This is a genomic window from Hypericibacter terrae, from assembly GCF_008728855.1.
GTDB classification, from domain to species: domain Bacteria; phylum Pseudomonadota; class Alphaproteobacteria; order Dongiales; family Dongiaceae; genus Hypericibacter; species Hypericibacter terrae.
On the sequence record NZ_CP042906.1, the window covers coordinates 5,470,598 to 5,493,637 of the forward strand.

The 23,040-nt window shown below is 67.3% G+C and carries 17 protein-coding genes; 11 read left to right on the forward strand and 6 right to left on the reverse strand.

What is annotated here, in order from left to right; all coding sequences use genetic code 11:
• Positions 1-14: 14 nt before the first annotated feature.
• From FRZ44_RS25020 to FRZ44_RS25030, 3 genes are all read right to left on the reverse strand, one after another.
• Positions 15-2,651, reverse strand: coding sequence for a helicase-related protein (locus tag FRZ44_RS25020; protein ID WP_151179747.1), 2,637 nt, complete (start codon positions 2,649-2,651; stop codon positions 15-17).
• A gap of 89 nt (positions 2,652-2,740) precedes the next feature.
• Positions 2,741-3,667 carry a DUF2167 domain-containing protein gene (locus tag FRZ44_RS25025; RefSeq protein WP_191908293.1) on the reverse strand — a complete coding sequence of 309 codons (927 nt, stop codon included), beginning with the start codon at positions 3,665-3,667 and terminating at the stop codon, positions 2,741-2,743.
• Between the two features lie 77 nt (positions 3,668-3,744).
• Positions 3,745-6,267, reverse strand: a complete 2,523-nt coding sequence (locus FRZ44_RS25030; protein ID WP_151179749.1) for a glycoside hydrolase family 99-like domain-containing protein — start codon at positions 6,265-6,267, stop codon at positions 3,745-3,747.
• Positions 6,268-6,502: 235 nt separating this feature from the next.
• On the opposite strand from FRZ44_RS25030, the gene htpG reads away from it, so the two are divergent.
• The gene (gene htpG, locus FRZ44_RS25035; RefSeq protein WP_151179750.1) at positions 6,503-8,404 is read left to right on the forward strand and encodes a molecular chaperone HtpG; all 1,902 of its coding nucleotides are present in this window, start codon (positions 6,503-6,505) and stop codon (positions 8,402-8,404) included.
• A gap of 138 nt (positions 8,405-8,542) precedes the next feature.
• Here the strand turns inward: htpG and FRZ44_RS25040 are convergent, their stop codons facing one another.
• The gene (locus FRZ44_RS25040) at positions 8,543-9,298 is read right to left on the reverse strand and encodes a DUF1223 domain-containing protein (RefSeq protein ID WP_151179751.1); all 756 of its coding nucleotides are present in this window, start codon (positions 9,296-9,298) and stop codon (positions 8,543-8,545) included.
• Between the two features lie 101 nt (positions 9,299-9,399).
• Complete coding sequence (locus FRZ44_RS25045; protein WP_151179752.1) at positions 9,400-10,170, reverse strand: class I SAM-dependent methyltransferase; 771 nt, start codon at positions 10,168-10,170, stop codon at positions 9,400-9,402.
• Between the two features lie 72 nt (positions 10,171-10,242).
• On the opposite strand from FRZ44_RS25045, the gene FRZ44_RS25050 reads away from it, so the two are divergent.
• The 4 genes from FRZ44_RS25050 to FRZ44_RS25065 all read left to right on the forward strand — a co-directional run bounded on the left by FRZ44_RS25050 (position 10,243) and on the right by FRZ44_RS25065 (position 14,412).
• Positions 10,243-11,418 carry an aminotransferase gene (locus FRZ44_RS25050; RefSeq protein ID WP_151179753.1) on the forward strand — a complete coding sequence of 392 codons (1,176 nt, stop codon included), beginning with the start codon at positions 10,243-10,245 and terminating at the stop codon, positions 11,416-11,418.
• Positions 11,415-12,032 carry a protein tyrosine phosphatase gene (locus FRZ44_RS25055; protein ID WP_151179754.1) on the forward strand — a complete coding sequence of 206 codons (618 nt, stop codon included), beginning with the start codon at positions 11,415-11,417 and terminating at the stop codon, positions 12,030-12,032. The genes FRZ44_RS25050 and FRZ44_RS25055 overlap by 4 nt, the downstream gene beginning before the upstream one ends.
• Positions 12,033-12,268: 236 nt before the next feature.
• Positions 12,269-13,183, forward strand: coding sequence for a DMT family transporter (locus tag FRZ44_RS25060; RefSeq protein WP_225308439.1), 915 nt, complete (start codon positions 12,269-12,271; stop codon positions 13,181-13,183).
• 50 nt (positions 13,184-13,233) lie between these two features.
• Positions 13,234-14,412 carry a pyridoxal phosphate-dependent aminotransferase gene (locus FRZ44_RS25065; RefSeq protein WP_151179755.1) on the forward strand — a complete coding sequence of 393 codons (1,179 nt, stop codon included), beginning with the start codon at positions 13,234-13,236 and terminating at the stop codon, positions 14,410-14,412.
• Positions 14,413-14,544: 132 nt separating this feature from the next.
• Here FRZ44_RS25065 and acnA read toward each other — a convergent pair whose 3' ends face one another.
• On the reverse strand, positions 14,545-17,226 hold the full coding sequence (acnA, locus tag FRZ44_RS25070; protein WP_151179756.1) for an aconitate hydratase AcnA: 2,682 nt from the start codon (positions 17,224-17,226) through the stop codon (positions 14,545-14,547).
• Positions 17,227-17,820: 594 nt separating this feature from the next.
• Here acnA and ccmA point away from each other — a divergent pair.
• The 6 genes from ccmA (at position 17,821) to FRZ44_RS25100 (ending at position 23,023) form a co-directional block, all read left to right on the forward strand.
• A complete protein-coding gene (ccmA, locus tag FRZ44_RS25075; protein ID WP_225308440.1) occupies positions 17,821-18,504 on the forward strand; it encodes a heme ABC exporter ATP-binding protein CcmA in 684 nt (227 codons plus the stop codon).
• Between the two features lie 50 nt (positions 18,505-18,554).
• Positions 18,555-19,220 (forward strand): heme exporter protein CcmB, encoded by a 666-nt coding sequence (gene ccmB, locus FRZ44_RS25080; RefSeq protein ID WP_151180458.1) that lies wholly within the window; start codon positions 18,555-18,557, stop codon positions 19,218-19,220.
• A gap of 291 nt (positions 19,221-19,511) precedes the next feature.
• The gene (locus tag FRZ44_RS25085) at positions 19,512-20,225 is read left to right on the forward strand and encodes a heme ABC transporter permease (RefSeq protein WP_151180459.1); all 714 of its coding nucleotides are present in this window, start codon (positions 19,512-19,514) and stop codon (positions 20,223-20,225) included.
• Positions 20,226-20,367: 142 nt separating this feature from the next.
• Positions 20,368-20,589 (forward strand): heme exporter protein CcmD, encoded by a 222-nt coding sequence (gene ccmD / locus FRZ44_RS25090; protein WP_151179757.1) that lies wholly within the window; start codon positions 20,368-20,370, stop codon positions 20,587-20,589.
• Complete coding sequence (gene ccmE / locus FRZ44_RS25095) at positions 20,586-21,047, forward strand: cytochrome c maturation protein CcmE (RefSeq protein WP_151179758.1); 462 nt, start codon at positions 20,586-20,588, stop codon at positions 21,045-21,047. The genes ccmD and ccmE overlap by 4 nt, the downstream gene beginning before the upstream one ends.
• Entirely contained in the window at positions 21,044-23,023 is a 1,980-nt protein-coding gene (locus FRZ44_RS25100) for a heme lyase CcmF/NrfE family subunit (RefSeq protein ID WP_151179759.1), read from the forward strand. The genes ccmE and FRZ44_RS25100 overlap by 4 nt, the downstream gene beginning before the upstream one ends.
• Positions 23,024-23,040 lie beyond the last annotated feature (17 nt).

Consider the following 23,040-nt stretch of genomic DNA (forward strand, 5'->3'; position numbering starts at 1 on the left):
CATCGCCCGCGGCCTCAGCGCCCTGCGCGGAGGCGGCGGCGCAGCGACCCGAGCGCGGCGAAGGGCGAATGCGGATCGGCCGGGCTCGTCTCCCGCTTGCGCCGGCGCCGCGCGGGCTTCTTCGTCGGCGCGGCTGTCCCGGGCGGTGCTGCGTCCTGCGCGGGCACATCCTCATTGGCAGGGGGCGGCATGCCGTCGGCGGGAGCTGTCGTGGCCGGCCGTCCAGTTTGGCGCGGTCGCCCCGACCCCGGGGGACGGCCCTTCAGCTGGAACGTCACGTCGGCGCCCTGGCCGCTCTGGCGATAACCCAGCGCGCGCAGCAGGGCCGGCAGCCTGGCGTCGTCGCAGGCCACCAGCGATCGCAGCGGCTCGGTCACGAGGAAGGCGCCCTGCCGCCCGAGCTGGTGGGCGAGGCGCGCGAAGCGATCGAGCGCATCGGAGCGCACCGCCAGGCCCGCCACCGTGCAATAGCCGAAGGCCAGACAGAAGCCTTCCGGCTGATCGGCACCGGGCACGAAGCTCAAGGGCCGGCCGGCCGGCAAGGGCGGCATGGGCCGCTCGTGACGGACGGCCCAGAGCTGGGCCGCGAGGCGCGCGCTCTTGCCATTGCCGATGCCGCGATAGCAGAGGCTCTGATGGCCGAACTCGATGCCGAGCTTCGACAAGGTCTGGCGATCGAGCGCGGTCAAGGCCGCGATTTCGGTCTCGGCCTTCCGGCGCGGCAACAGCCCCAGGGCTTCGCTCAGCTGAAAGGCGATGCCGCGTGCGGACCCTTTGAGATCGGCTTCGGCCAGCGCCACCAGAGGACCCAGCCGGGCACGGATCAGACGCTCCGTCCAGGCCACGAGGCGGCGGCGGACGCGCTCGCGCTGCGGTCCGTCGAGATAGTCGCTGGGAAAGACCTCGACCCGCGGCTTGAGCGCGCGGTCGCCCGCCGCCAGCCGCGCGATGGCGCGATCCTGCCAGAGGATGCGGGCATCGTCGGTGAGGCGGAACTCGCCATCCTCCGCCGCCTCGAAATTTTTCACCCGGCCCGGGATCTCGCGCAGCAGGGCACGGCGCGCGGCGGTGTTGAGGTGGCGGGCCTCGTCGCCTTTGAGCCCGCCATCGGCGTGGAATTCGAAGCCTTCGAGCTTCCCCACCACATGGCCTTCGACCACCACCTCGCCGCTGCGGGTGAGCGCGCTCATCAGCTCGCCACCTTCCTTCATGCGGCGCACCAGCGTCGCGTGGCGGTGATCGACGAAGCGGCTGGTGAGCGATTGATGCAGCGCGTCGGAGAGCCGGTCCTCGATCGCGCGCGTGCGCTCCTGCCAATGGGCGGGATCGGCCAGCCAGTCGGCGCGATGCGCGATATAGGTCCAGGTGCGGATATGGGCGATGCGCTGGGTCAGCAGATCGATATCGCCGTCGACGCGGTCGATGCGCTGGATCTGCTCGGCGACCCAGTCGGGCGGCAGCTTCTCGGTGGCGCCGGTGAGGTGGTGATAGATCTGGCCCAGGAGGCGCGTATGCGCATCCGAGAGGATCTTGCGGAAATCGGGGATCTGGCAGACTTCCCACAACAGCCGGATGCGGGCGCTCGAGCGCGCGAGGCCCTCGATCTCCGGCTCGCGCGAGAGCGCCAGCAGCGACTGGTGATCGTCGGCATCGCGCGTGCGCAGCAGGCAGGGTTCGGGCGGCGGCGCCTCCAGGCTCTTCAGCAGGAATCCGAGGCTGCGGAAATCGAGCGACGCGTTGCGCCATTGCAGTGCCTTCAGCGGATCGAAGCGGTGATTCTCAACCGCCTCGACGATCTCGGGCTCGATCACACCGGCTTCCGCCGTGGTGCCAAAGGTGCCGTCGCTCATATGCCGGCCCGCGCGGCCCGCGATCTGCGCGATCTCGGCCGCGGTCAGGCGCCGTGGGCCCCGCCCGTCGAACTTCACCAGCCGCGCGAAGGCGACATGGTCGAGATCCATGTTGAGGCCCATGCCGATCGCGTCGGTCGCCACCAGGAAATCGACGGCGCCCGACTGGAACAGCTCGACCTGGGCGTTGCGCGTGCGCGGGCTGAGCGCGCCCATCACGACCGCGGTGCCGCCACGCTGGCGGCGCACCAGTTCGGCGATCGCATAGACCTCGGCGATCGAGAAGGCGACCACGGCGCTGCGCGGCGGCAGGCGCGTCAGCTTCTTCGGGCCCGCATAGGAGAGGATCGAGAAGCGCGGCCGCGAGATATATTCGGCCTCGGGCACGAGTTTTCGGATCAGGGGACGGATGGTGTCGGAGCCCAGCAGCATCGTCTCCTCGATGCCGCGCGCCGCGAGCAGGCGGTCGGTGAAGACATGGCCGCGCTCGGGATCGCCGGCGAGCTGGATCTCGTCGATCGCCAGGAAGTCGGTCGGCCGGTCGAGCGGCATCGATTCGACGGTGCAGATGAAATAGGCGGCGCGCGGCGGGACGATCTTTTCCTCGCCGGTGACCAGCGCCACGGCATGGTCGCCCTTGATCTTGCGGATGCGGTCGTAATTCTCGCGCGCCAGCAGGCGCAACGGAAAGCCGATCATGCCGGTGCGATGGCCCAGCATGCGCTCGACCGCGAGGTAGGTCTTGCCGGTGTTGGTGGGACCGAGGACCGCCGTGACGCGCGAGGCCGCGAATTCGCTCATGCCATGAGAATCGGGTGTCGGCCCGCGATTCGCAAGCGGCGCCGGACGCACCGGCTCGCTGGCGGTTTTCCGCGCTTTTTTACGCCGGTTTAGCGGGCCGGGGGCGGCGGAGGTGCCGCGGGCGGCAGCGCCGCCGCCGCCTTGCGCCGCGCGCGGGCCTTCCAGGCCACGAACCCAGCCACGATCACGGCGACCACGATCAGGATCTTCCTGCCATAGAACAGGATCTCGCCCAGCGCCCCCGCCAGGAATCCCCCGCCGAACTTCACCCCCAGGATCGACGCGGTCAGCGCGCCGATGCCGACGCCGGCGAGCTTGTCCCCATCGGCATGGTCGGCATAGCGATAGCCGTCATCGTAGTCATGCAGGCCCATCACGGTGGCGAGGCTGTTGCTGGAGCCGCTGAAGGAGGATTCGTCGCCCACCCAGATCACATAGTGATAGCCGTTGCGCGCCAGCCGGACCGCATTCGCATTGATCCAGCTCTTCATGGCGTTGTTGAGCGTGATCGCCCAATAGGCCGTGTGGGTGGCGCTGTCGAAGCGCGGCGTTTCCTTCCAGCCGTCGATGAGCAGATAGTCGACGCCCTGGCGGACCCGGTCGCTGTTGCGCTTGAGCTCCAGGTCCTGCATCTGCTTCAGGAAGCCGTCGGCATCGACCTCCGCCCAGTCGTCGTCCGTAACGAAGCCCTTATCGAAGAAGACGAAATAGACAGTGCTATGGTCGGTGTTGTTGAAGACGATGGCCTCGGTATTGGAGGCATCGACGCCGCTCGAGAGCGCGTCGTAGCGGGCCGCGTCCTTGCCGAGCAGCAGGTAATATCCCTCGGGCAGGTCGATATGGCTGTGCGACTGGGTCAACTCGTAATGGCCCGCGGCCAAGATCCAGTTGAGCTTGTCGATCTCGGCCTGACGCTGCTCCGCGGTCAGGACCGCGTCGTCGGCCCCGGCGGCGAACGGGGCAAGCAACAAAAATCCCATCATCGCCAATGCGATGCGAAGCCCGACGGCAGCCATGCGGGAATCCCCCTGGATCGGTGCAGGCGACAGGCGCGGCGAATTATTACAAAAAATACAGGTGAACAGGTGGCTGTTCAACCGCCGCTGTCGGCGGCCCTGCCCCAATGCAGCCGGCCCGCCTCGTCCAGGGCCTCGCGCGTGGCCTCGAGATAGCCGCGCCCATGCCGGAAGTCGGGCTCGAGCACCGTGCCCTCGGCCCATTCGTTCCAGGCATTGATGAAGACCAGCGATTCCGGCGTGGTCCGCCGCTGTTCCTGGGCCAGCACGCCCGAAAGCCAGAAGCCGTAGAGCGCCGGCGTCGCGCCCTCGAAGATATTGGCGCCGGGACCGCGCCGCGCGCTGTTGTCCCACCCCATCATCAGGCCGCGATGCAGCAGGCCGCGCCGCGCGATGAACTCCGGATCGGCGGGATCATAGGACAGCGCATGGTCGATCACCGCGCCATAGTCATAGATGTTGCCGCGGAAGGCGGGGCTGAGCCCCTCCACCTTGCGTTCGACGACGTTGGTGCGATGGGGCGGAAACTCGACCAGCGCATCGAAGCCCTCGAGCCGGTCCTCGGTCACGTCCCAGAACTTGACCGCGCAGAGATGGATCTCGCCGATCCCGGCGCGCCGGCAGGCCTCGCGCCAGAGGGCGATCGCCCCCTGAAGCCCGGGAATGGTCTTGGCCCGATAGATCAGCAGCACCGGCCGGCCCTGATAGCGGATGTAACGGGGGTCGCGCAGGAAGGGGATCATCTCGTCGATGAAGGCCTGCGCGAAACCGGGGCCGTAATCCTGCTCGACCAGGATCTCGTGATCGAGCCCGTCCCAGCGGCGCGTCCAGTTCTCGTTCGCCCAGCAGATGCAGAACGGGAAATCCGGACGGCCGCTGCGCAGCATCTCCATGATCGGCGTCTCCAGCAAGCGCCGGCGCCGGAACCAGTAATAGTGATAGCAGAAGCCATGAATGCCGTAGGCCGAGGCGAGCCGGGCCTGGGCATCCCGCACCGCCGGCATGCGCAGATCGTAGAAGCCGAAATCCGCCGGCAGCCTCGGCTGCAGATGGCCCTCATACATCGGCCGCGCGCGCGCGACATTGTTCCATTCGGTGAAGCCGCGTCCCCACCATTGATCGTTCTCGGCGATCGGATGGAACTGCGGCAGATAGAACGCGATGGTCTTGACGGTGTGACCGCTCTCCGTGGTCAATAGGCTGTGCAGCGGCGAGGCCGGCAGCGGCGAGGCGCGAACCGCCTGGGTTTCGCTCGTTGCAAAGCCGGCGTGACCCGCCGCCAGCGAGAACAGCCGTTCGATCGCATGGGCAAGCGTCCCGTCGATCTGATTCTGCTCCGGCTCGAAATCCGCGAGTCCGAGCTCCAGCGCCTTCAGCGGCGCCAGCGCGGCGGTCCGGCACCAGAACATCGAGCCGGCGAAGAAATCGACGCGGATCTCGGCGTCGGCGATACCGGCGCGTTTCGCCAGTGTTCGCAGCGTCGCTTCGTTGCTGCCCCAGCGGTGACCCTCGCCGGCGATGCGCAGGCCCGAGGGCCCGACCAGACCCACCTCCGGATGGGCATCGAGCCAGGCGACCAGGTGCCGCGTGGCCTCTGCACTGCCCAGCAGATCGTCCAGAAGATCGCGCCGCCATTCATTGCCGTCGTCGCGATGCGGGCTCTTCTTGCCGTGGATCTTGCAGAGATAGTCGTAGCGATCGAAACGGCCCGACCCCAGGAGCTCCAGGAACGGACCGATGTCGCGTCCGCGATTCTCGACGCCCAGGATCTGCGCGGTGGGGATGTCGGCCTGGATCGCCGCCGCGGCTTCGTCGCGCCGCTCGGCCGGCACCGAGACGATCAGGTCGAAGGGCTCGTCGAGGGCGCGCAGGCGCCGGCCGATCTCGGGCCAGAGATCGAGATAGAAGAGATGCAGGACGACGGCGGTGCGGGGCTGGTCGCGCGTCGACAGCGGAACGGCGAAGGGCGGCCGGTCGCTCGCCGCGGGCTCGACCGAGGCCGGCACGGTGGCGCCATCGCCGCCCCCGCGCGGCGGGTTGACCGGTTTGAGCGCCGAGCGCCCTTCGGCCTTGCCGATCAGGATGTAATGGACCAGCGGGTTCATGCCGCTGCTGGCGACATCCGGATAGGCGACGCCATAGGAGAGGGTCGAGAAGGCCGCGCTGGGATTGCGCCCTTCCTGGGCCCCGAAGCGCAAGTAATGCGAGATCGGATCGGTCTCGGCCGCCGCCACGTCGGGATAGGCACGCAGATAGTAGCCGGTGTCGAACAGGCCCGACGCCTCGACCAGCTGGCGCTCCTCCGCCAGCCGCCGGGAAAAGAGACCGTCGCGGCGCAGCCGGCGCCAGAGGCTGCGCATCAGCCGCTGCAGGCGCTGCTCGAGGCGCACCAGCCGGGCGCTGCTCAACCGGCGCAGCTGCTCGCGCAGGCGCAGCGCCTCGTTGAGGGCGGCGCGTTCCTGGCCTTTGAGATCGGCAAGCTCGCGCTCGAGCCGTTCGACCTGGTCGATCAAGCTGCCGCCCGCGGCCGATTCGGGTGCCCAGGAACCGGAAGGCCGGCTTCCGTCGGGGCCATGATCGGGCGGTGATGATGCCGGCATCGGTCGGAGAATCCAGGGATCTTCGGGTCGGGTCTGCGGAAGGGAGGCCGGCCTGCGGGGGAGCCCCCGGCCGACCGGGGCGCAAAGGACGCAGATCAGCCCCTTGATGGCTTCCTAGGGATATCACATATCTCCCGCCGTCAAAGCCAGCCCGCCCGCGCGCCCCAACGAGGGGTACCGGCGGAATAATCAGGGATCGCTTGGGGAATCGCCCGGGAATAGCCTAGGAATGACCATGACCCATCAAGAAACCAAATCCAGCTCCGAAAGCCGCCACGGATTCCAGGCCGAAGTCGGGCGGCTCCTCGATATCGTCGCCCATTCGCTCTATAGCGAGCGCGCCGTCTTCCTGCGTGAGCTGATCTCGAACGCGGCCGATGCCTGCGACAAGCTGCGCTATCTGTCGCTGACCCATGCCGACCTGATCGCGGGCGATCCCGAGCTCAAGGTGGTCATCCGCGCCGATGCCCAGGCCGGCACCCTCACCATCGCCGACAACGGGATCGGCATGAACCGCGAGGACCTGGTCGAGAATCTGGGCACGATCGCGCGCTCGGGCACCGCCGCCTTCCTGAAGCAGGCGACCGGCGACGCCGCCAAGGACCTGGCGCTGATCGGCCAGTTCGGCGTCGGCTTCTATGCCGCCTTCATGGTCGCCGACCAGGTCGAGGTGGTGAGCCGCAAGGCCGGCGAGACCGAGGCTTGGCGCTGGAGCTCCGACGGGCGGGGCGAGTTCGAGGTGGTCGCGACCGAACGCGACAAGCGCGGCAGCGATGTGATCCTGCATCTCAAGGCCGACGCCAGGGAGTTCCTCGAGCGCGACCGGCTGAAGAAGATCGTCACCAAATATTCCGACCATATCCCGCTGCCGATCTTCCTCGCTGAGGATGGCAAAGGGAGTGGCGGCAAGGAAGAGCGCCTCAACGAAGCCTCGGCGCTGTGGATGAAGCCCAAGTCGGAGATCACCGAGCAGGGCTATGCCGAGTTCTATCGCCACAGCGCGCATGCCTTCGACAAGCCCTGGATGACGCTGCATTTCAAGGTCGAGGGTGTGCTCGAATATGCGGGCCTGCTGTTCGTGCCCTCGACGCGGCCGTTCGATCTGTTCGATCCCGATCGCAAGAACCGGCTCAAGCTCTATGTGAAGCGCGTCTTCATCACCGATTCCTGCGACGAGCTGGTGCCGCCTTATCTTCGCTTCCTGCGCGGCGTGGTCGATTCCTCGGACTTGCCGCTCAATATCAGCCGCGAGATGCTGCAGCACAATCCGGTGCTGGCGAAGATGCGGGCCGGCATCACCAAGCGCGTGCTGGGCGAGCTCGAAAAGCGCGCCAAGGACGAGCCGGACGCTTACGCGGATTTCTGGAACCAGTTCGGCGCGGTGCTGAAGGAAGGGCTCTACGAGCAGAACGACCAGGGCGACGCGCTCCTGTCGCTCGCGCGCTTCCGCTCCACCGCCTCGGACAAGCTCGTCTCGCTGGCGGATTATCTGGCCCGCATGAAGCCGGGCCAGGAGGCGATCTATTACATCACCGGCGAGACGCTCGAGGCCGCGAGCCGCAGCCCGCATCTCGAAGGCTTCCGCGCGCGCGATGTGGAGGTGCTGCTGCTGACCGATCCGATCGACGAGTTCTGGGTGCCGGCCGTGGGCGCCTACAAGGAGAAGCCGCTGCGCTCGGTCACGCGCGGCGGCGCCGAGCTCGAGAAGATCGTGAACGCGGCCGCCGACAAGAAGCCGGCCCCGCCGGCGCCCGAAGGCATCGACGGCCTGATCGCGCTCTTCAAGCTCACCCTCAAGGACGCGGTCAAGGATGTGCGCTCCTCGCAGCGCCTGACCGAGAGCACCGCCTGCCTGGTGGCGGAGGACGGCGATCTCGACATCAATCTCGAGCGCCTGCTGCGCCAGCATAAGCGCCTCGACACCGGCGCCAAGCGCGTGCTCGAGATCAACCCGCAATGCCAGCTCGTGGCGGCGCTGACGAAGCGCCTCAAGGCCAAGGGCAACGCCGAGGAGATCGGCGAGGCCGCCTGGCTTATCCTCGACCAGGCGCGGATCCTGCAGGGCGAGACGCTGGAAGACCCGGTCGCCTTCGCAAGGCGGCAGAGCGAGATGATGCGGCGGGCGTTGGAGAATTGAAGGACGTACTCACCCCCTTCCCTTGCGGGAGAGGGTAGGGGGAGGGGTGACGCTACGCGATGAATCGAGTGCGTGGCACCCCCCTTCCTAACCCCACAAGGGGGAAGGGATGAAGAGCGAGCGCGAACACTCCGCCCCTCAGTGCAATTCCATCTTCATCGCCGAGGCGCCGAGGATGGGGCCGACCTGGCCCTGCTGCACGATGACGGCGCAGGCTTCGTAATCCTCGTCCTGGTCGTCGATCGTGATCGGATAGCGGACCTTCTGTCCGTCCCATTTGCCGATCGGGCGCCATTCGCGGACGATGTTGAACTCGGTGAGCGTCGAGCCGGCATTCTCGCCGCGCTGCACCGGCGTCTCATGCTTGCCGTCATAGAGCGCGATATAGACGGTGGCCTCGCCGCCTTCGGGCCTGGGGCCTTCGCCGATCTCGACCCAGTCCTTGCCGGCCTCGTCGCGCCAGAAGGCGATCGGCAGCTTGGCGCGGGCCCGCGCCTCGGTGATCAGGCTCTCGACCTTGCCGCGATCGGAGCCCACGGATTCCGCGACGCCGTCGATGATCATCTGCGGCGTATAGACCATGCGCTCGCGCATCTCGTGCACATAGGCGCGCTGGCGCTGCGTGGCGCTCGGGCTGGCGAACTGGTCTTTCCAGCCGATGTAATCCCAATAGTCGACATGGAGCGCCAGCGCCAGAACATCGCGGCGCTTGGCGAGATCGCCCAGAAAGGAATCGGCGGGAGGACAGGAGCTGCAGCCTTGCGAGGTGTAGAGCTCGACCACGACCGGATTGTCGGTCGTCAGAGGCTGGATCTTGTCCGCGGTGCCTGCGGCCGACGTCGTCACCAACAACATCGCCAGCACCGTGCCGAGGATCGGCCTGCTTAGAATCATCGTCCGGGCCCCTCCATCTCTCCCTTAGTAGGAGCCAATGCCGTTCACCTGCCAATCAACTTGCAGTGAATGCCGGCCCTGTCGGGCGGTTTAATCGGGTATTAACCAACGCGCTGCAGCAGATGCAGCTCGCAGACATAGGGAAACTCCACCATCCCGGACGCCAGGATCTCCGGATGATCGGCCATGAGCCGGTCGACCTCGCCGCGCACCGCGGCCTGTTCGGCCGCCGGCATGGCGGCGATGAAGCTGGTGGAGAAGACGCGGTCATAGAGCCCGCCGCGGCCCATGCGATAGCTGAAATCGTGGCGGGTCACGCGCACCAGGCGGAAACGCGCATCCTCGAGGATCCGCCGCCAGGCGCCCGAGGCATAGCGCCGCGTGCTGCCGGCATGACGGTCGAACAGCGCGGTGAGAGTCGCAACCCAGGGCACGCGCTCGTCGCGCAGGTTCCAGATCAGGGCCAGATGTCCGCCCGGCGCCAGGACCCGATGGATTTCGGCCGAAGCCGGTTCGTAATCGAACCAGTGGAAGGATTGGGCGCAAGTGACCAGATCGGCCGCGCCGTCCGGCAAGGGGATCGCCTCGGCCGATCCCGCGCGCAGCTCGACCGGCAGCCCGCGCGCCGCCAGACGGTCGGCCATCTCGCGCACCGGCTCGACCGCGAACAGGCGGGGGGTATGGGCGCCCTTCGATTCCGCGATCCGTGCGGCCAGGACCTTGGTGAACTTGCCGGTTCCCGCACCCAGATCCACCACCACCCGACTTTCCGCCAGAGGCAGGTCGTCGAGCAGGGCATCGGGATATTCCGGGCGGCCGGCTTCATATTCCGGGACCCGTTTGGCGAAGCCCTTGGCGGCCGTGGCGATCATGACATTGAATTCCCTGCGAACCCTTCGCTTTCGCGTGACAAGGCCGGCCCCGGCCGGCTAGATCAGGCGCCCATGACCTATCATATCAACAAGCTTCTCGCAGCCGTCGCGGCGCCGCCCATTGCCGAGGCCCATGGCTGGATCAAAGGCCGGCAGTTTCCCGCCGACAAGCCGCTGATCGACGTGGCGCAGGCGGTGCCGGGATATCCGCCGCCGACCGAACTGACCGACCATCTGGCGCGCATCGTCGGCGAGCCGGGCTCGGCGCGCTATACCGAGATCGAAGGCATGCCGCCCTTGCGCCAGGCGCTGGCGGCCGATATGGGCGCCTTCTACAGCGCCTCGATCGAGCCGGCCGATACGCTCATCGCCGCCGGCTGCAACCAGGCTTTCTGCCTGGCCGTCATGGCGCTGGCCGGGCCCGGCGACGAGATCATTTTGCCGCTGCCCTATTACTTCAATCACCAGATGTGGCTCGACATGCAGGGCCTCAAGGCGGTGCATCTGCCGTTCCGCCCCGAGCGCGGCGGCGTGCCGGATCCGGCCGATGCCGAAGCGCTGATCGGGCCCAGGACCCGCGCGATCGTGCTGGTGACGCCCAACAACCCGACCGGCGCCATCTATCCGCCCGCCGCCATCAAGGCGTTCTACGATCTGGCGAAGCGGCGCGGGCTGGCGCTCATCCTCGACGAGACCTATCGCGATTTCCTGCCGAAGGACGGCGCGCCGCACGGATTGTTCGCCGAACCCGACTGGCGCGACACGCTGGTGCAGCTCTACAGCTTCTCCAAGGTCTATTGCCTGACGGGATATCGCGTCGGCTCGATCATCGCCGGCCCCGCCTTGATCGCCGAGATCGCCAAGGCGATGGACACGGTCGCGATCTGCGCGCCGCGCATCGGCCAGCTGGCCGCGATCTACGGGCTCGAGCATCTGAAGACATGGCGTATCGGCAATACCGCCATGATGCGCGAGCGGCTTCAGGCGCTGGTGAAGGCGCTGCAGGCGAACGACGTCGGTTACGAGCTGATCAGCGCCGGTGCTTACTTCGCCTATCTCCGCCACCCCTTCAAAGCGCGTCCGGCGGAAGAGGTCGCGCGCGGCCTCGCAGCCCGGCAGAACATCCTGGCCCTCCCGGGCAGCATGTTCGGGCCCGGCCAGGACGAGTTCCTGCGCTTCGCCTTCGCCAATGTGCCGGCCGAAACCATGCCGGCGATCGGCCGGCGCCTCGCCCAGAGTGCATCATGAAACGCCTGACGATCCGCGTCGGCGGGCTGCATACGATCGATGCCGATCTGCCCGCCTTCAAGCCGACCCATGTCATCGGCATCCTCGATCCGACCATGCCGGAGCCCGGCGGTTACCGCCATCTTGGGCCCGGGACCGACCGGACCTTGCTGCGCTATATCGATCGCGAGGTGGAGCGCGAGCAGTCGCCGCTGCCCGAGCATGTCGAGACCAAGCTCGCCGCCATCGAGCGGGCGATCGCGGCGCTCGACCGCGCGCCCGTGCGCCTCTTCGTCCATTGCCATGCCGGCGCCAGCCGCAGCACCGCCACCGCCTATCTGGCCCTCGTCCGCCAATATGGGCCGGCCGAGGCGGAGGCCGCCTTCGCCGAGCTCCTGCGCATCACCAATAAACCGTGGCCCAACCGGCGCATCGTCGAGTTCGGCGACGCGCTCTTGGGCGGACAGGGGCGGTTGCTGAGGCCGCTCGACGCCTACCGCGAGGCCAATGCCAACCGCCTCCCCGCCATGCTGCGCGTCCACCGCATCCGCGCGCTGCGCGACCCCGGCTATGCCGAGCGCATGGGCATGAAGAAGAGCTGGACCGTCGAGGAGCGGACGAAGCCGAAGGCGTGACGTTCTTGTCCCCTCTCCCTTCAGGGAGAGGGCCAGGGAGAGGGACGACGCGTTGTCGGCCATCGAGCGGCCCCCTCCCTGACCCTCCCCCGCGATGCAGGAGAGGGGACAACAGCGTACCGCACCTGACCGTCACCATGACAATTCCCGCGCTCCTCCTCCGCATGCGGGTGACGACAGGGCCCTGCGCTTCGTCATAATCTGCGCCCCTCGCCGATCGCAGATGGGCCCGCGCCTTGCCAACGTCCCTCCTCTATGTCGTGACCGTGGCGATCTGGGGCACCTCCTGGTTCGCGATGCGCTTCCAGCTCGGGTCCGTGCCGGAGCTGCAGTCGATCGCCTATCGCTTCCTGCTCGCTTCCGCGATCCTGATCCTCTGGTGCCTCGCCACCCGGCGGCGCCTGCGCTTCGGCTGGCGCGACCATCTCTTCTGCGCGATCCAGGGCACTACCCTCTTCTGGTTCAACTACTTCCTGTTCTATCTGGCGGCGTCGCGGATCCCGAGCGGCCTGATGGCCGTCTGTTTCTCGACCATCGTGATGATGAACATCGCCGGTGGCGCCATCTTCTTCGGCACCCGCGCCGAGCGCCGGGTCTGGATCGGGGCGCTCCTCGGCATGGCGGGGCTGGGCCTGGTCTTCCTGCCCGAGATCGTCGGCATCGAGTTCTCGCGCGCCCATCTCGAGGGGCTGATCCTGTCGCTGGTGGCGACCTTCTCCGCCTCGCTCGGCAACATGGTCTCGGTCCGCCACAAGCGCGCTTCCATGCCGGTGGTCGAGAGCAATGCGCTGGGCATGGGCTATGGCGCGCTGCTGGGGCTGGTCGCCGCCGGGCTCTTCAGCAGTCCCTATCGCTTCGACTGGCAGCCCACCTTCTTGCTGTCGCTGGCCTATCTCGCCTTCTTCGCCTCGGTGATCGGGTTCGGCAGCTACCTGACCCTGGTCCAGCGCATCGGCGCCGACCGGGCGGCCTATGCCAGCGTGCTGTTCCCGCTCCTGGCGCTGCTGCTCTCGACCTTGTTCGAGGGCTACCGCTGGACGCTGCTGGCGGGGCTGGGCATCCTCCTGGTGCTTGCCGGCAACCTGCTGGTGCTGCTGCGCCCAAAGCCGGTGCCGGCGCCCGTGACGGTTGCACCGCCAACCGAAACTTAAGACCCTGGCGCCCAGACTGATCCTTGTCCCACAGCTCCCGAGAACCGCCGATGTCTCCCGACACTGCCACCCAAGCCATGCTCCGCCCCGAGATCGATGCGCTGCCCGATTCCCAGATCGTCGAGGTCTGGAAGATGGGCTTCGAGATTCCCGATGTGATCGGGCTCTGGGTCGGCGAGGGCGACATCCCGACGCCGCAATTCATCTGCGACGCGGCCGCCGCTTCCTTCAAGGCCGGCCACACTTTCTACACCTACAAGCGCGGGATCCCGGCACTGCGCGAGGCGCTCGCCCGCTATCACACCCGCCTCAGCGGCAAGCCGGTCGCGTCGGACCGCATCACCGTCACCAGCGCCGGCATGAACGCGATGATGCTGATCGCCGAGATGCTGGTGAGCCGCGGCGACAACATCGTCGTGGTCTCGCCGATCTGGCCGAATTTCGAGCGCTCGATCGAGATCATGGGCGGAACCGCGCGCGAGATCGCGCTGGAGCCGGGCAATGCCGGCTGGCGCCTCGATCTCGACAAGCTCTTCGCCGCAGTCGATTCCCAAACACGCGCGATCTATGTCGCGACGCCGGGCAACCCGACCGGCTGGCTGATGGAGCATGACCAGATGAAGGCCGTGCTCGATTTCTGCAAGCGGCGCGGCCTGTTCGTGATCTCGGACGAGGTCTATCACCGCTTCACCTACGACCGGCCGGTGGCGCCCTCCTTCCTCGACATCGCCACGCCCGACGATCCGCTCTTCGTGGTGAACAGCTTCTCCAAGAGCTGGGCCATGACCGGCTGGCGCGTCGGCTGGACCGTGACGCCGTCCCGCATCGGCAGCGCGCTCGATCGCCTGGTCGAATACAACACCTCGGGCGGCGTGCAGGCGCTGCAGGAAGCCTGCGTCGTGGCGCTGGAGCAGGGCGAGGATTTCGTGAAGGAACTGGTCGAGCGCTGCCACAAGGCCCATGACCTGGTGGTGAAGCGCCTCAACGCGATGAAGGGCGTCCATGTCGTGCCGGCGCCCGCGGCCTTCTATGTGATGCTGCAGGTCGAAGGCATGGGCCCGTCGCTCCCCTTCGCCAAGCGCCTGGTGCGCGAGGCCCGCGTGGGGCTGGCACCGGGCAGCGCCTTCGGCGCCGGCGGCGAAGGCCATCTGCGGCTCTGCTATGCGTCCAGCCATAAGCGGCTGACGAAGGCGATGGATCGGCTGGAAGCGTTCTTCGGAAAGAAATAGCGGCGGAGAACGCCAGTGTTGTCCCCTCTCCCTTCAGGGAGAGGGCTAGGGAGAGGGAAATCGAGATCTCGCCGTCCCCCTCCCTAACCCTCCCCCGCGAAGCGAGGGAGGGGATCTATCAACTAGTAACGCTCACCCCGCCTTCGCGAGATTCCGCAGCACGTAATGCAGGATCCCGCCGTTGCGGAAATACTCCACCTCGTCGAGGGTGAAGACTCCGCAAGTCAGCGTGATCGCCTCGCTCTTTCCGTTCGCGCGACGGATCGTGACCGGCACGTCCATGCGTGGGCGGATCCCGCCGGCGAGGCCCGAGATGTCGAAGGTCTCGGTGCCGTCGAGGTTCAGCGTCTTGCGCGTCATGCCGTCCTTGAAGAGGAGCGGCATCACGCCCATGCCGACGAGGTTGGAGCGATGGATGCGCTCGAAGCTCTCGGTGATGACGGCCTTGACGCCGAGCAGGATCGTGCCCTTGGCCGCCCAGTCGCGCGAGGAGCCGGTGCCATATTCCTTGCCGGCCACGACGACCAGCGGCGTCCCCGCCGCTTTGTACTTCATCGCGGCGTCATAGATCGGCATGGTCTCGCCGGTGGGGATGTATTTCGTCACGCCGCCTTCGACGCCCGGCACCATCTCGTTCTTGATGCGGATATTGGCGAAGGTGCCGCGCATCATCACCTCATGGTTGCCGCGCCGCGTGCCGTACTGGTTGAAGTCGGCGACAGCGACGCCGTTCTCCATCAGGTATTTCCCGGCGGGGCTGTCCTTCTTGATCGAGCCCGCGGGCGAGATGTGGTCGGTGGTGATGGAATCGCCCAGGAGCGCCAGGACCTTCGCGCCCTTGATGTCGGAGAAACCCTTGACCGTGCTGGTCATGCCCTCGAAATAGGGCGGGTTCTGCACATAGGTCGAGTTGTTGTCCCAGCCATAGGTCAGGCTCGGCTTGACCTTGATGCCGCGCCAGAACTTGTCGCCATGGAACACGTCGGCATAGCGCGTCTTGAAGGCGGTGGGCGTCACGTTCTTCTTCACGAACTTCGCGATCTCCTCGTTGGTCGGCCAGAGATCCTTCAGATAGACCTTCTTGCCGCCCTTGCCGATGCCGATCGGATCCTTGGTGATGTCGATCTTCATCGAGCCGGCGAGCGCATAGATCACCACCAGCATGGGTGACGCCAGATAGTTCGCGCGGGTCTGCGGATTGACACGGCCCTCGAAATTGCGGTTGCCCGACAGCACCGAGGCCACCACCAGATCGCCGTCCGTGACCGCCTTCGACACCGCCTCGGGCAGCGGGCCTGAATTGCCGATGCAGGTGGTGCAGCCATAGCCCACGAGATTGAAGCCGATCTTGTTGAGCGAATCCTGCAGCCCCGCCTTCTTCAGATAGTCGGTCACAACCTGCGAGCCCGGCGCCAGCGAGGTCTTGACCCAGGGCTTCACCTTCAAGCCGTGCTTGACCGCGTTGCGCGCGATGAGGCCGGCACCCAGCATCACCGACGGGTTCGAGGTGTTGGTACAGGAGGTGATGGCGGTGATGACCACGTCGCCATGGCCGACATCGTATTTGCCGCCCTCGATGCCGACGCGCTTGCCGTCATCCTTGCGACCGAATTCCTTCTCCATCGTGCCGGTGAAGAGCGAGGCGGCCTGGGTCAGCGGCACGCGGTCCTGCGGGCGCTTCGGGCCGGCGAGCGAGGATTCGACGGTCGAGAGATCGAGCTCGAGCGTGTCGGTGAAGACCGGATCGGGGGTCTTGGCCGAGCGCCAGAGCCCCTGCTTCTTCGCGTAGGCCTCCACCAGCGGCGCCACCTTCGCGCGGCCCGTGGCCTTGAGATAGCGGATGGTCTCGTCGTCGACCGGGAAGAAGCCGCAGGTGGCGCCATATTCCGGCGCCATGTTGGCGATGGTGGCGCGATCGGCCAGCGCCATGTTGTCGAGGCCGGTACCGAAGAACTCGACGAACTTGTTGACCACCCCCTTCTTGCGCAGCATCTGCGTGACGGTCAGCACCAGGTCGGTCGCCGTCGCCCCTTCCTTGAGCTTGCCGGTCAGGCGGAAGCCGATCACCTCGGGCAGCACCATCGAGAGCGGCTGGCCCAGCATGCAGGCCTCGGCCTCGATGCCGCCCACGCCCCAGCCGAGCACGGCCAGGCCGTTCACCATCGTGGTGTGGCTGTCGGTGCCGACCAGCGTGTCGGGGAAGGCGACCGTCGCCTTGCCGTCCTTGCGGGTCCAGACCACCTGCGCCAGATATTCGAGATTGACCTGGTGGCAGATCCCGGTGCCGGGCGGCACCACCTGGAAATTGTCGAAGCCGCGCTGGCCCCAGCGCAGGAACTGGTAGCGCTCGCCATTGCGCTGATATTCATGCTTCACATTGGCGGCGAAGGCCGAGCTGTTGCCGAAATTATCGACGATCACCGAATGGTCGATGACGAGATCGACCGGGACCAGCGGGTTGATCTTCTTCGGATCGCCGCCGAGCTTCACCATCGCGTCGCGCATGGCGGCGAGGTCGACCACCGCCGGCACGCCGGTGAAATCCTGCATCAGCACGCGCGCCGGCCGGAACGCGATCTCGCGGTCCGAGCGCTTGTCCTTGAGCCACTTCGCGACCGCGGCCACATCGTCCTTGGTGACCGTGCGGCCGTCCTCGTAACGCAGCAGGTTCTCGAGCAGCACCTTGAGCGAGAAGGGCAGGCGCTTCAGGTCGCCCAGCTTCTTCTCGGCGGCCGCCAGGCTGAAATAATCGTAGCGGCGCTTGCCGACGGTGAGGCTGCGGCGGGTCTTGTAGCTGTCGAGGCTCGAGGTCACTGATTTCTCTCCCTTGAGGCGCGCGGAACAGACATGGGGCCGACCGGAAGGGGACACCGCTTCCGCGACTCGCTGCCGCACGCCGACATGAATCGGTGCAGGCCTTTTATCACGGCCAATGGCCTCCTATCGAGGCCAGGACGAGATGAAGATCCAATTATGGCCGGGAGATAGTGCAAAACGCGCATCGCTGTCGCCCGCGGGCTTACCGGAACTTCATGCTGTGACCAGGTGCGGGCATCGGAAGCGATTGGACATAAATCACAATTTCGCCATTTTCGCGGCCCAATCGCGCCACGATGGGTGCCTACCTCTGGAGGCGTCAGAGACCTTCCCTCTCTGATAAAGGCGCTTCCAGCCCGCCTCAGCACTGGCCCCCAAATGGCTGGAATTTGGATGTCCCATCCAGCTTCCCCCTGATGGACATCCCTCAAGCGCCGCGCTTCCGTCCCATCCCCGGAAGCGCGGCGCGGTTGTTTTGGGGCCTCTCCTCTCGATCCCGAGCCGCCTCAGGGCGCCCCTCGCAAGCCGGACGAGGCGCAAGGTAGAGTGCGCGAGCCTGCATCGCCCCCGCGCCGCTCAAGGGTCCGCCTGTTGTCCTCGACGTCTTCCCTGACCTCACCGGCCGAGCCCACCGCGTCGGCCCTGCCGATCCCGGCCTTGCGCGTCGTCGACCTGGCCTGTCAGCGCGGCGACCGGCTGCTGTTCGAGGACATGGGCTTCATGCTGATGGGCGGGGATCTTCTTCTGCTCACCGGTCCCAATGGCAGCGGGAAATCGAGCCTGCTGCGGCTCCTGGCCGGCCTCAACGCGCCGGCGGCGGGGAGCATTTTCTGGCAGGGCCGCGCCATCGCCGAGGACGCGGCCGCCCATCGCCAGCGGCTGCGATTCCTCACCCATCTCGACGGGGTCAAGCCGGCTCTGACGGTGCTGGAGAATCTCGCCTTCTGGGCGGCGCTGATGGGCGGGCCCACCGCCGCGGCACAAACGGCGCTCGCGGCCTTCGATCTGGAGCGGATCGCCGATCTGCCGGCCCGGTTTCTTTCGGCGGGCCAGCGCCGGCGCCTGGCCCTCTCGCGCCTCGTCCTGAAGCCGGCCGCCTTGTGGCTGCTCGACGAGCCCTCGACCAGCCTCGACAGCGAGGGCTCGGAGCGGCTGCTGGCGGCCATCGCGACCCATCGCGCGCAGGGCGGCCTCGTCATCCTCGCCACCCACGACCGCCTGGCGCTGCGGCCCACGCAGGAGCTTCGCCTCGCCAACAGCGGGACCCTGCGATGAGCGCGCAGCAAGCCTTGGACCCCCCTCTCCCTGCCGCCGATCCCAGCCTCGTGCGCGCCTTCCTGGCGATCCTGTCGCGCGATCTGCGCCTCATCCTGCGCCATGGCTCGGAAGCCGCGACGGCGGTCGCCTTCTTCCTGCTGGCGACCTTGCTCTTCCCCTTCGGCCTGGGACCCGAGCCCGAGCTCCTGGCGCGCATCGCCGCCGGCATCCTCTGGGTCGTGGCCCTCTTGGCCTCGCTGATCGCACTCGATCGGCTGTTCGCCGAGGACTATCAGGATGGCAGCCTCGAGCAGCTGGCGCTGGCGCCCTTGCCGATGCCGCTGGTGGTACTGGCGAAGCTCGCCGCCCATTGGCTCGCGACCGGATTGCCGCTGGTGATCCTGGCGCCGATCCTCGCTCTCATGCTGCGGATGGATCCGGCGGGATTGCCGGCGCTGATCGGATCGCTGCTGCTGGGCACGCCCTGCCTCAGCCTCATCGGCGCCGTCGGTGCGGCCCTGGTGCTGGGCGCGCGGCGCGGCGCGCTGCTGCTGCCGTTGCTGATCCTGCCGCTCTATATCCCGGTGCTGATCTTCGGCACCGCCGCGGTCGACGCCGCCTTGTCGGGGCTGTCCGCAGCACCCCACCTCCAATTGCTCGGTGCGATCCTGTTGATCTCGCTCGGCGTGGGACCTTTCGCGGCCAGCGCGGCGGCGAAGCAGGCGTTGAGCTGACGGCGGTTTTCGTTCGCTCGCCATCGCTCTCCTTTGTCACCCCCTGCTCTCTCTTGTCACCCCGCGAAAGCGGGGGCCCATGCCGATCCAGCGGTGTCGGTTGAGAGTTGGGTCCCCGCTTTCGCGGGGATGACTGTCGGAGTGCGTGACAGCTACTTTGGGGCGTGGCCCACAGGGTTCTTCCTCCTGCGCGGATGATCCCCATCCTCCTCACGCGATCGTTCACCCCTTGCGGCCCTTTGCCGCTTGGCAAGGCCTGCCCCCGGCGCCATGCTCGGAGCCCTGATGTCGTTGCACCGCTTCGCCAGTCCCGCGCGTTTTCAGCGCCTGTCGCGCCGGCTCATGCCCTGGCTCGCCGGCGCCTGCCTGCTGCTGTTCCCGGTCGGGCTGCTGCTCGCGTTCCTGGCGCCGGCCGACTATCAGCAGGGCCTCTCGGTGCGCATCATGTATGTGCATGTGCCCTCTGCCTGGATGGGTCTGCAGGTCTATGCGCTGATCGCCATCGCGAGCGCGGTCGCGCTGATCTGGCGTCATCCGCTGGCCGATCTCTTCGCCAAGTCCGCCTCGCCGATCGGGGCCGCCTTCACCGCGATGGCCCTGGCGACCGGATCGCTCTGGGGCAAGCCGATGTGGGGCACCTGGTGGGTGTGGGATGCGCGCCTGACCTCGATGCTGATCCTGCTGTTCCTCTATCTCGGCCATATGCTGCTCTTCGGCGCCTTCGACGACCGGGTGCGCGGTCAGCGCGCGGCGGCGGTGCTGGCGCTGGTGGGCGCGATCAACCTGCCGATCATCAAATTCTCGGTGAACTGGTGGAACACGCTGCACCAGCCGGCCTCGATCCTGCGCTGGGGCGCTCCCACCATCGACCCCTCCATGCTCTGGCCGCTCTTCGTCATGGCGATCGCCTTCAATGCCTATTTCGGCGTGACTCTGCTCCTGGGCATGAGGGCCGAGCTGCTCGAGGCGCGGCTGCGGGCCCTGCAATATGGCCGCGCGGCCTGAGGCCGGCGCGCGCCGCTGATCAAATTTCCATTATTATTCAGGCCATTAACATCATCGGACAGGCCTCGGCGCGGCAGGGCGTCGCTGGCGGGCGGGCCGTTCCCGGTGCTATAAGCCCCCGCGGTCACCGGCATGGGCGAGCATGAGCGACGGGTTGGACAGCTTCTTCGACATGGGCGGTTATGGCGCGTTCGTCTGGCCCGCCTATGCGCTGGTCGCTGCCTTGCTGGTCTGGCTCCTGGTCGCGCGCATCGGCCGGCTGAAGCGGCGCGAGAGCGAGCTCGCCCGGCTCGAGCAGGCCCGTGACAACGAGCGGCCGCCGGCGAAGTCCGCGCCGATTTCTTCCGCGAAAGAACGGGCATGACCCGCAAGCGCCAGCGCCTCATCGTGCTGCTGTTGGCGCTGCTGCTGGGCGGCGGCGCCACGGCGCTCGTGCTCAGCGCCTTCAGCGACAATCTCGTCTTCTTCTACAGTCCGACGGATCTCAAGACCAAGCAGGTCCCAGTCGGGCGCTCCTTGCGGATCGGCGGTCTCGTTCAGGAAGGCAGCGTCACGCGCGATGCGGACGGCGTCACGATTCATTTCGTCGTGACCGATCTCAAGAACAGCGTGCCCGTGACCTTCAGCGGCGTGCTGCCGGACCTGTTTCGGGAAGGCCAGGGCGTCGTCGCCGAGGGAACGCTGGCGGCCGATGGCGGGTTCACCGCGCGCTCGGTGCTGGCCAAGCATGACGAGAAATACATGCCGCGCGAGGTGGCCGAGGCCTTGAAGAAGTCCGGCGAATGGCGCGGCGATGAGACGACGAGCGGAGCCACGCCATGATCGTCGAGCTGGGCCATTACGCGCTGATCCTCGCCTTCCTGGTGGCGCTGCTGCAATCGACCGTTCCGCTGGTCGGCGCGCAGCGCAACAATGCGCGCTGGATGGCGGTGGCGAAGCCGGGCGCGCTCACGCTCTTCGCGCTGATCGCCTTTGCCTTCGCCAGCCTGATGCGCGCCCACATCCTGTCGGACTTCTCCGTCCGCAACGTGGTCGAGAACTCGCATTCGCTCAAACCGATGCTCTACAAGATCACCGGGCTCTGGGGTAACCACGAGGGCTCCCTGCTGCTCTGGGTGCTGATCCTCGCGATCTATGGCGCCTCTGTGGCGCTCTTCGGCAACCGCCTGCCGACGCGGCTCAAGGCCCGCGCGCTCGCCGTGCAGGCGATGATCGCGCTGGGCTTCCTCGCCTTCATGCTCTTCACCTCCGATCCCTTCGCGCGCGTCTTCCCGCCGCCGCCCGACGGCAACGATCTCAATCCGCTGCTGCAGGATCCGGGCTTGGCCTTCCATCCGCCGATGCTCTATCTGGGCTATGTCGGCTTCTCGATGGCCTTCTCCTTCGCCGTCGCCGCCCTCATTGAAGGCAAGGTCGACGCCGCCTGGGCGCGCTGGGTGCGGCCCTGGACGCTCGCCGCCTGGATCGCGCTCACCGCCGGCATCGGGCTGGGGAGCTGGTGGGCCTATTACGAGCTGGGCTGGGGCGGCTGGTGGTATTGGGACCCGGTCGAGAACGCCTCCTTCATGCCCTGGCTCCTGGGCACCGCGCTGCTGCATTCGGCGATCGTGGTCGAGAAGCGCGACGCACTCAAAGCCTGGTGCATCCTGCTCGCGATCCTCACCTTCGCCCTCAGCCTGATCGGCACCTTCCTGGTGCGCTCGGGCGTGCTGACCTCGGTCCATGCCTTCGCGGTCGATCCCGCGCGTGGCATCTTCATCTTAGGCCTGCTGGTGCTCTATGTCGGCGGCGCGCTCGCGCTCTTCGCCTGGCGCGCGCCGGTGCTGAAAGGCGGCGGGCTGTTCCAGCCGGTGAGCCGCGAGGGCGCGCTGCTGCTGAACAACCTCCTGCTGGCGACCGCCTGCGCCACGGTCTTCATCGGCACGCTCTATCCGCTGTTCCTCGACGTGACCGGCGGCGGCGCCGTCTCGGTCGGGCCGCCCTATTACAACGCGACCTTCGTGCCGGTGATCCTGCCGATGCTGCTGCTGATGGGGGTGGGCCCGCTCCTCGCCTGGAAGCGCGGCGATCTCGGCGGGGCGCTGACACGGCTCTGGGTCGCCGGGCTCGCGGCGCTCGCGATCGCGGCCCTCACCTGGTGGCTCCATCGCGGCGGCCCGATCCTGGCGTTGGTCGGCATGGCGGCCGGCGGCTGGGTCGCCGCCTCGGTCTTCGTCGAGCTTGCGACCCGCATCGGCCTCGGCCGCAGCGGGCTCGGCGTCTCGCTGCGCCGCCTGGTCCAGCTGCCGCGCGGGGCCATCGGCATGACGGTCGCGCATCTGGGCCTCGCCATCGCCATCTTCGGCATCACCGGTGCGGCCGCCTGGAAGGAAGAGCATGTCGCCAATCTCGCGGTCGGGCAGAGCCTCGATCTCGGCGCCTATGAGTTCCGCCTCGACGATGCGCGGCGCATCGACGGCGTGAATTACTGGGCCTATCGCGGCCAGTTCACCGTCAGCAAGAACGGCGCCCCGGTCGCGGTGCTGCATCCCGAGCGCCGGCTCTATTGGGTCCAGCGCATGCCGACGACCGAGGCCGCGATCCACAGCAACGGACTTGCCGATCTCTATGCCGTGCTGGGCGATCCCGACGGCAAGGGCGGCTGGACCGTGCGCATCTATCGCGAACCGCTGGTGCCGCTGATCTGGGGCGGCGTGCTGGTGATGGTGCTGGGCGGATTCGTATCGCTCTCCGACCGGCGCTACCGCGTCGGCGCGCCGGCACAGCGCCGCGCGGCGGTCGCCGCGGCACGCGCGTGACGACAGGCGGATTCGTA

What these genes read in the sequence shown, in the direction of transcription:
- ccmD (WP_151179757.1), top strand. Translation starts at nt 20,368, where the DNA reads ATGAGCGACGGGTTGGACAGCTTCTTCGACATGGGCGGTTATGGCGCG.
- ccmE (WP_151179758.1), top strand. Translation starts at nt 20,586, where the DNA reads ATGACCCGCAAGCGCCAGCGCCTCATCGTGCTGCTGTTGGCGCTGCTG.
- FRZ44_RS25045 (WP_151179752.1), bottom strand. Translation starts at nt 10,170, where the DNA reads ATGATCGCCACGGCCGCCAAGGGCTTCGCCAAACGGGTCCCGGAATAT.
- FRZ44_RS25055 (WP_151179754.1), top strand. Translation starts at nt 11,415, where the DNA reads ATGAAACGCCTGACGATCCGCGTCGGCGGGCTGCATACGATCGATGCC.
- FRZ44_RS25100 (WP_151179759.1), top strand. Translation starts at nt 21,044, where the DNA reads ATGATCGTCGAGCTGGGCCATTACGCGCTGATCCTCGCCTTCCTGGTG.
- FRZ44_RS25030 (WP_151179749.1), bottom strand. Translation starts at nt 6,267, where the DNA reads ATGCCGGCATCATCACCGCCCGATCATGGCCCCGACGGAAGCCGGCCT.
- FRZ44_RS25065 (WP_151179755.1), top strand. Translation starts at nt 13,234, where the DNA reads ATGTCTCCCGACACTGCCACCCAAGCCATGCTCCGCCCCGAGATCGAT.
- FRZ44_RS25020 (WP_151179747.1), bottom strand. Translation starts at nt 2,651, where the DNA reads ATGAGCGAATTCGCGGCCTCGCGCGTCACGGCGGTCCTCGGTCCCACC.
- FRZ44_RS25050 (WP_151179753.1), top strand. Translation starts at nt 10,243, where the DNA reads ATGACCTATCATATCAACAAGCTTCTCGCAGCCGTCGCGGCGCCGCCC.
- htpG (WP_151179750.1), top strand. Translation starts at nt 6,503, where the DNA reads ATGACCCATCAAGAAACCAAATCCAGCTCCGAAAGCCGCCACGGATTC.
- FRZ44_RS25040 (WP_151179751.1), bottom strand. Translation starts at nt 9,298, where the DNA reads ATGATTCTAAGCAGGCCGATCCTCGGCACGGTGCTGGCGATGTTGTTG.
- FRZ44_RS25025 (WP_191908293.1), bottom strand. Translation starts at nt 3,667, where the DNA reads ATGGCTGCCGTCGGGCTTCGCATCGCATTGGCGATGATGGGATTTTTG.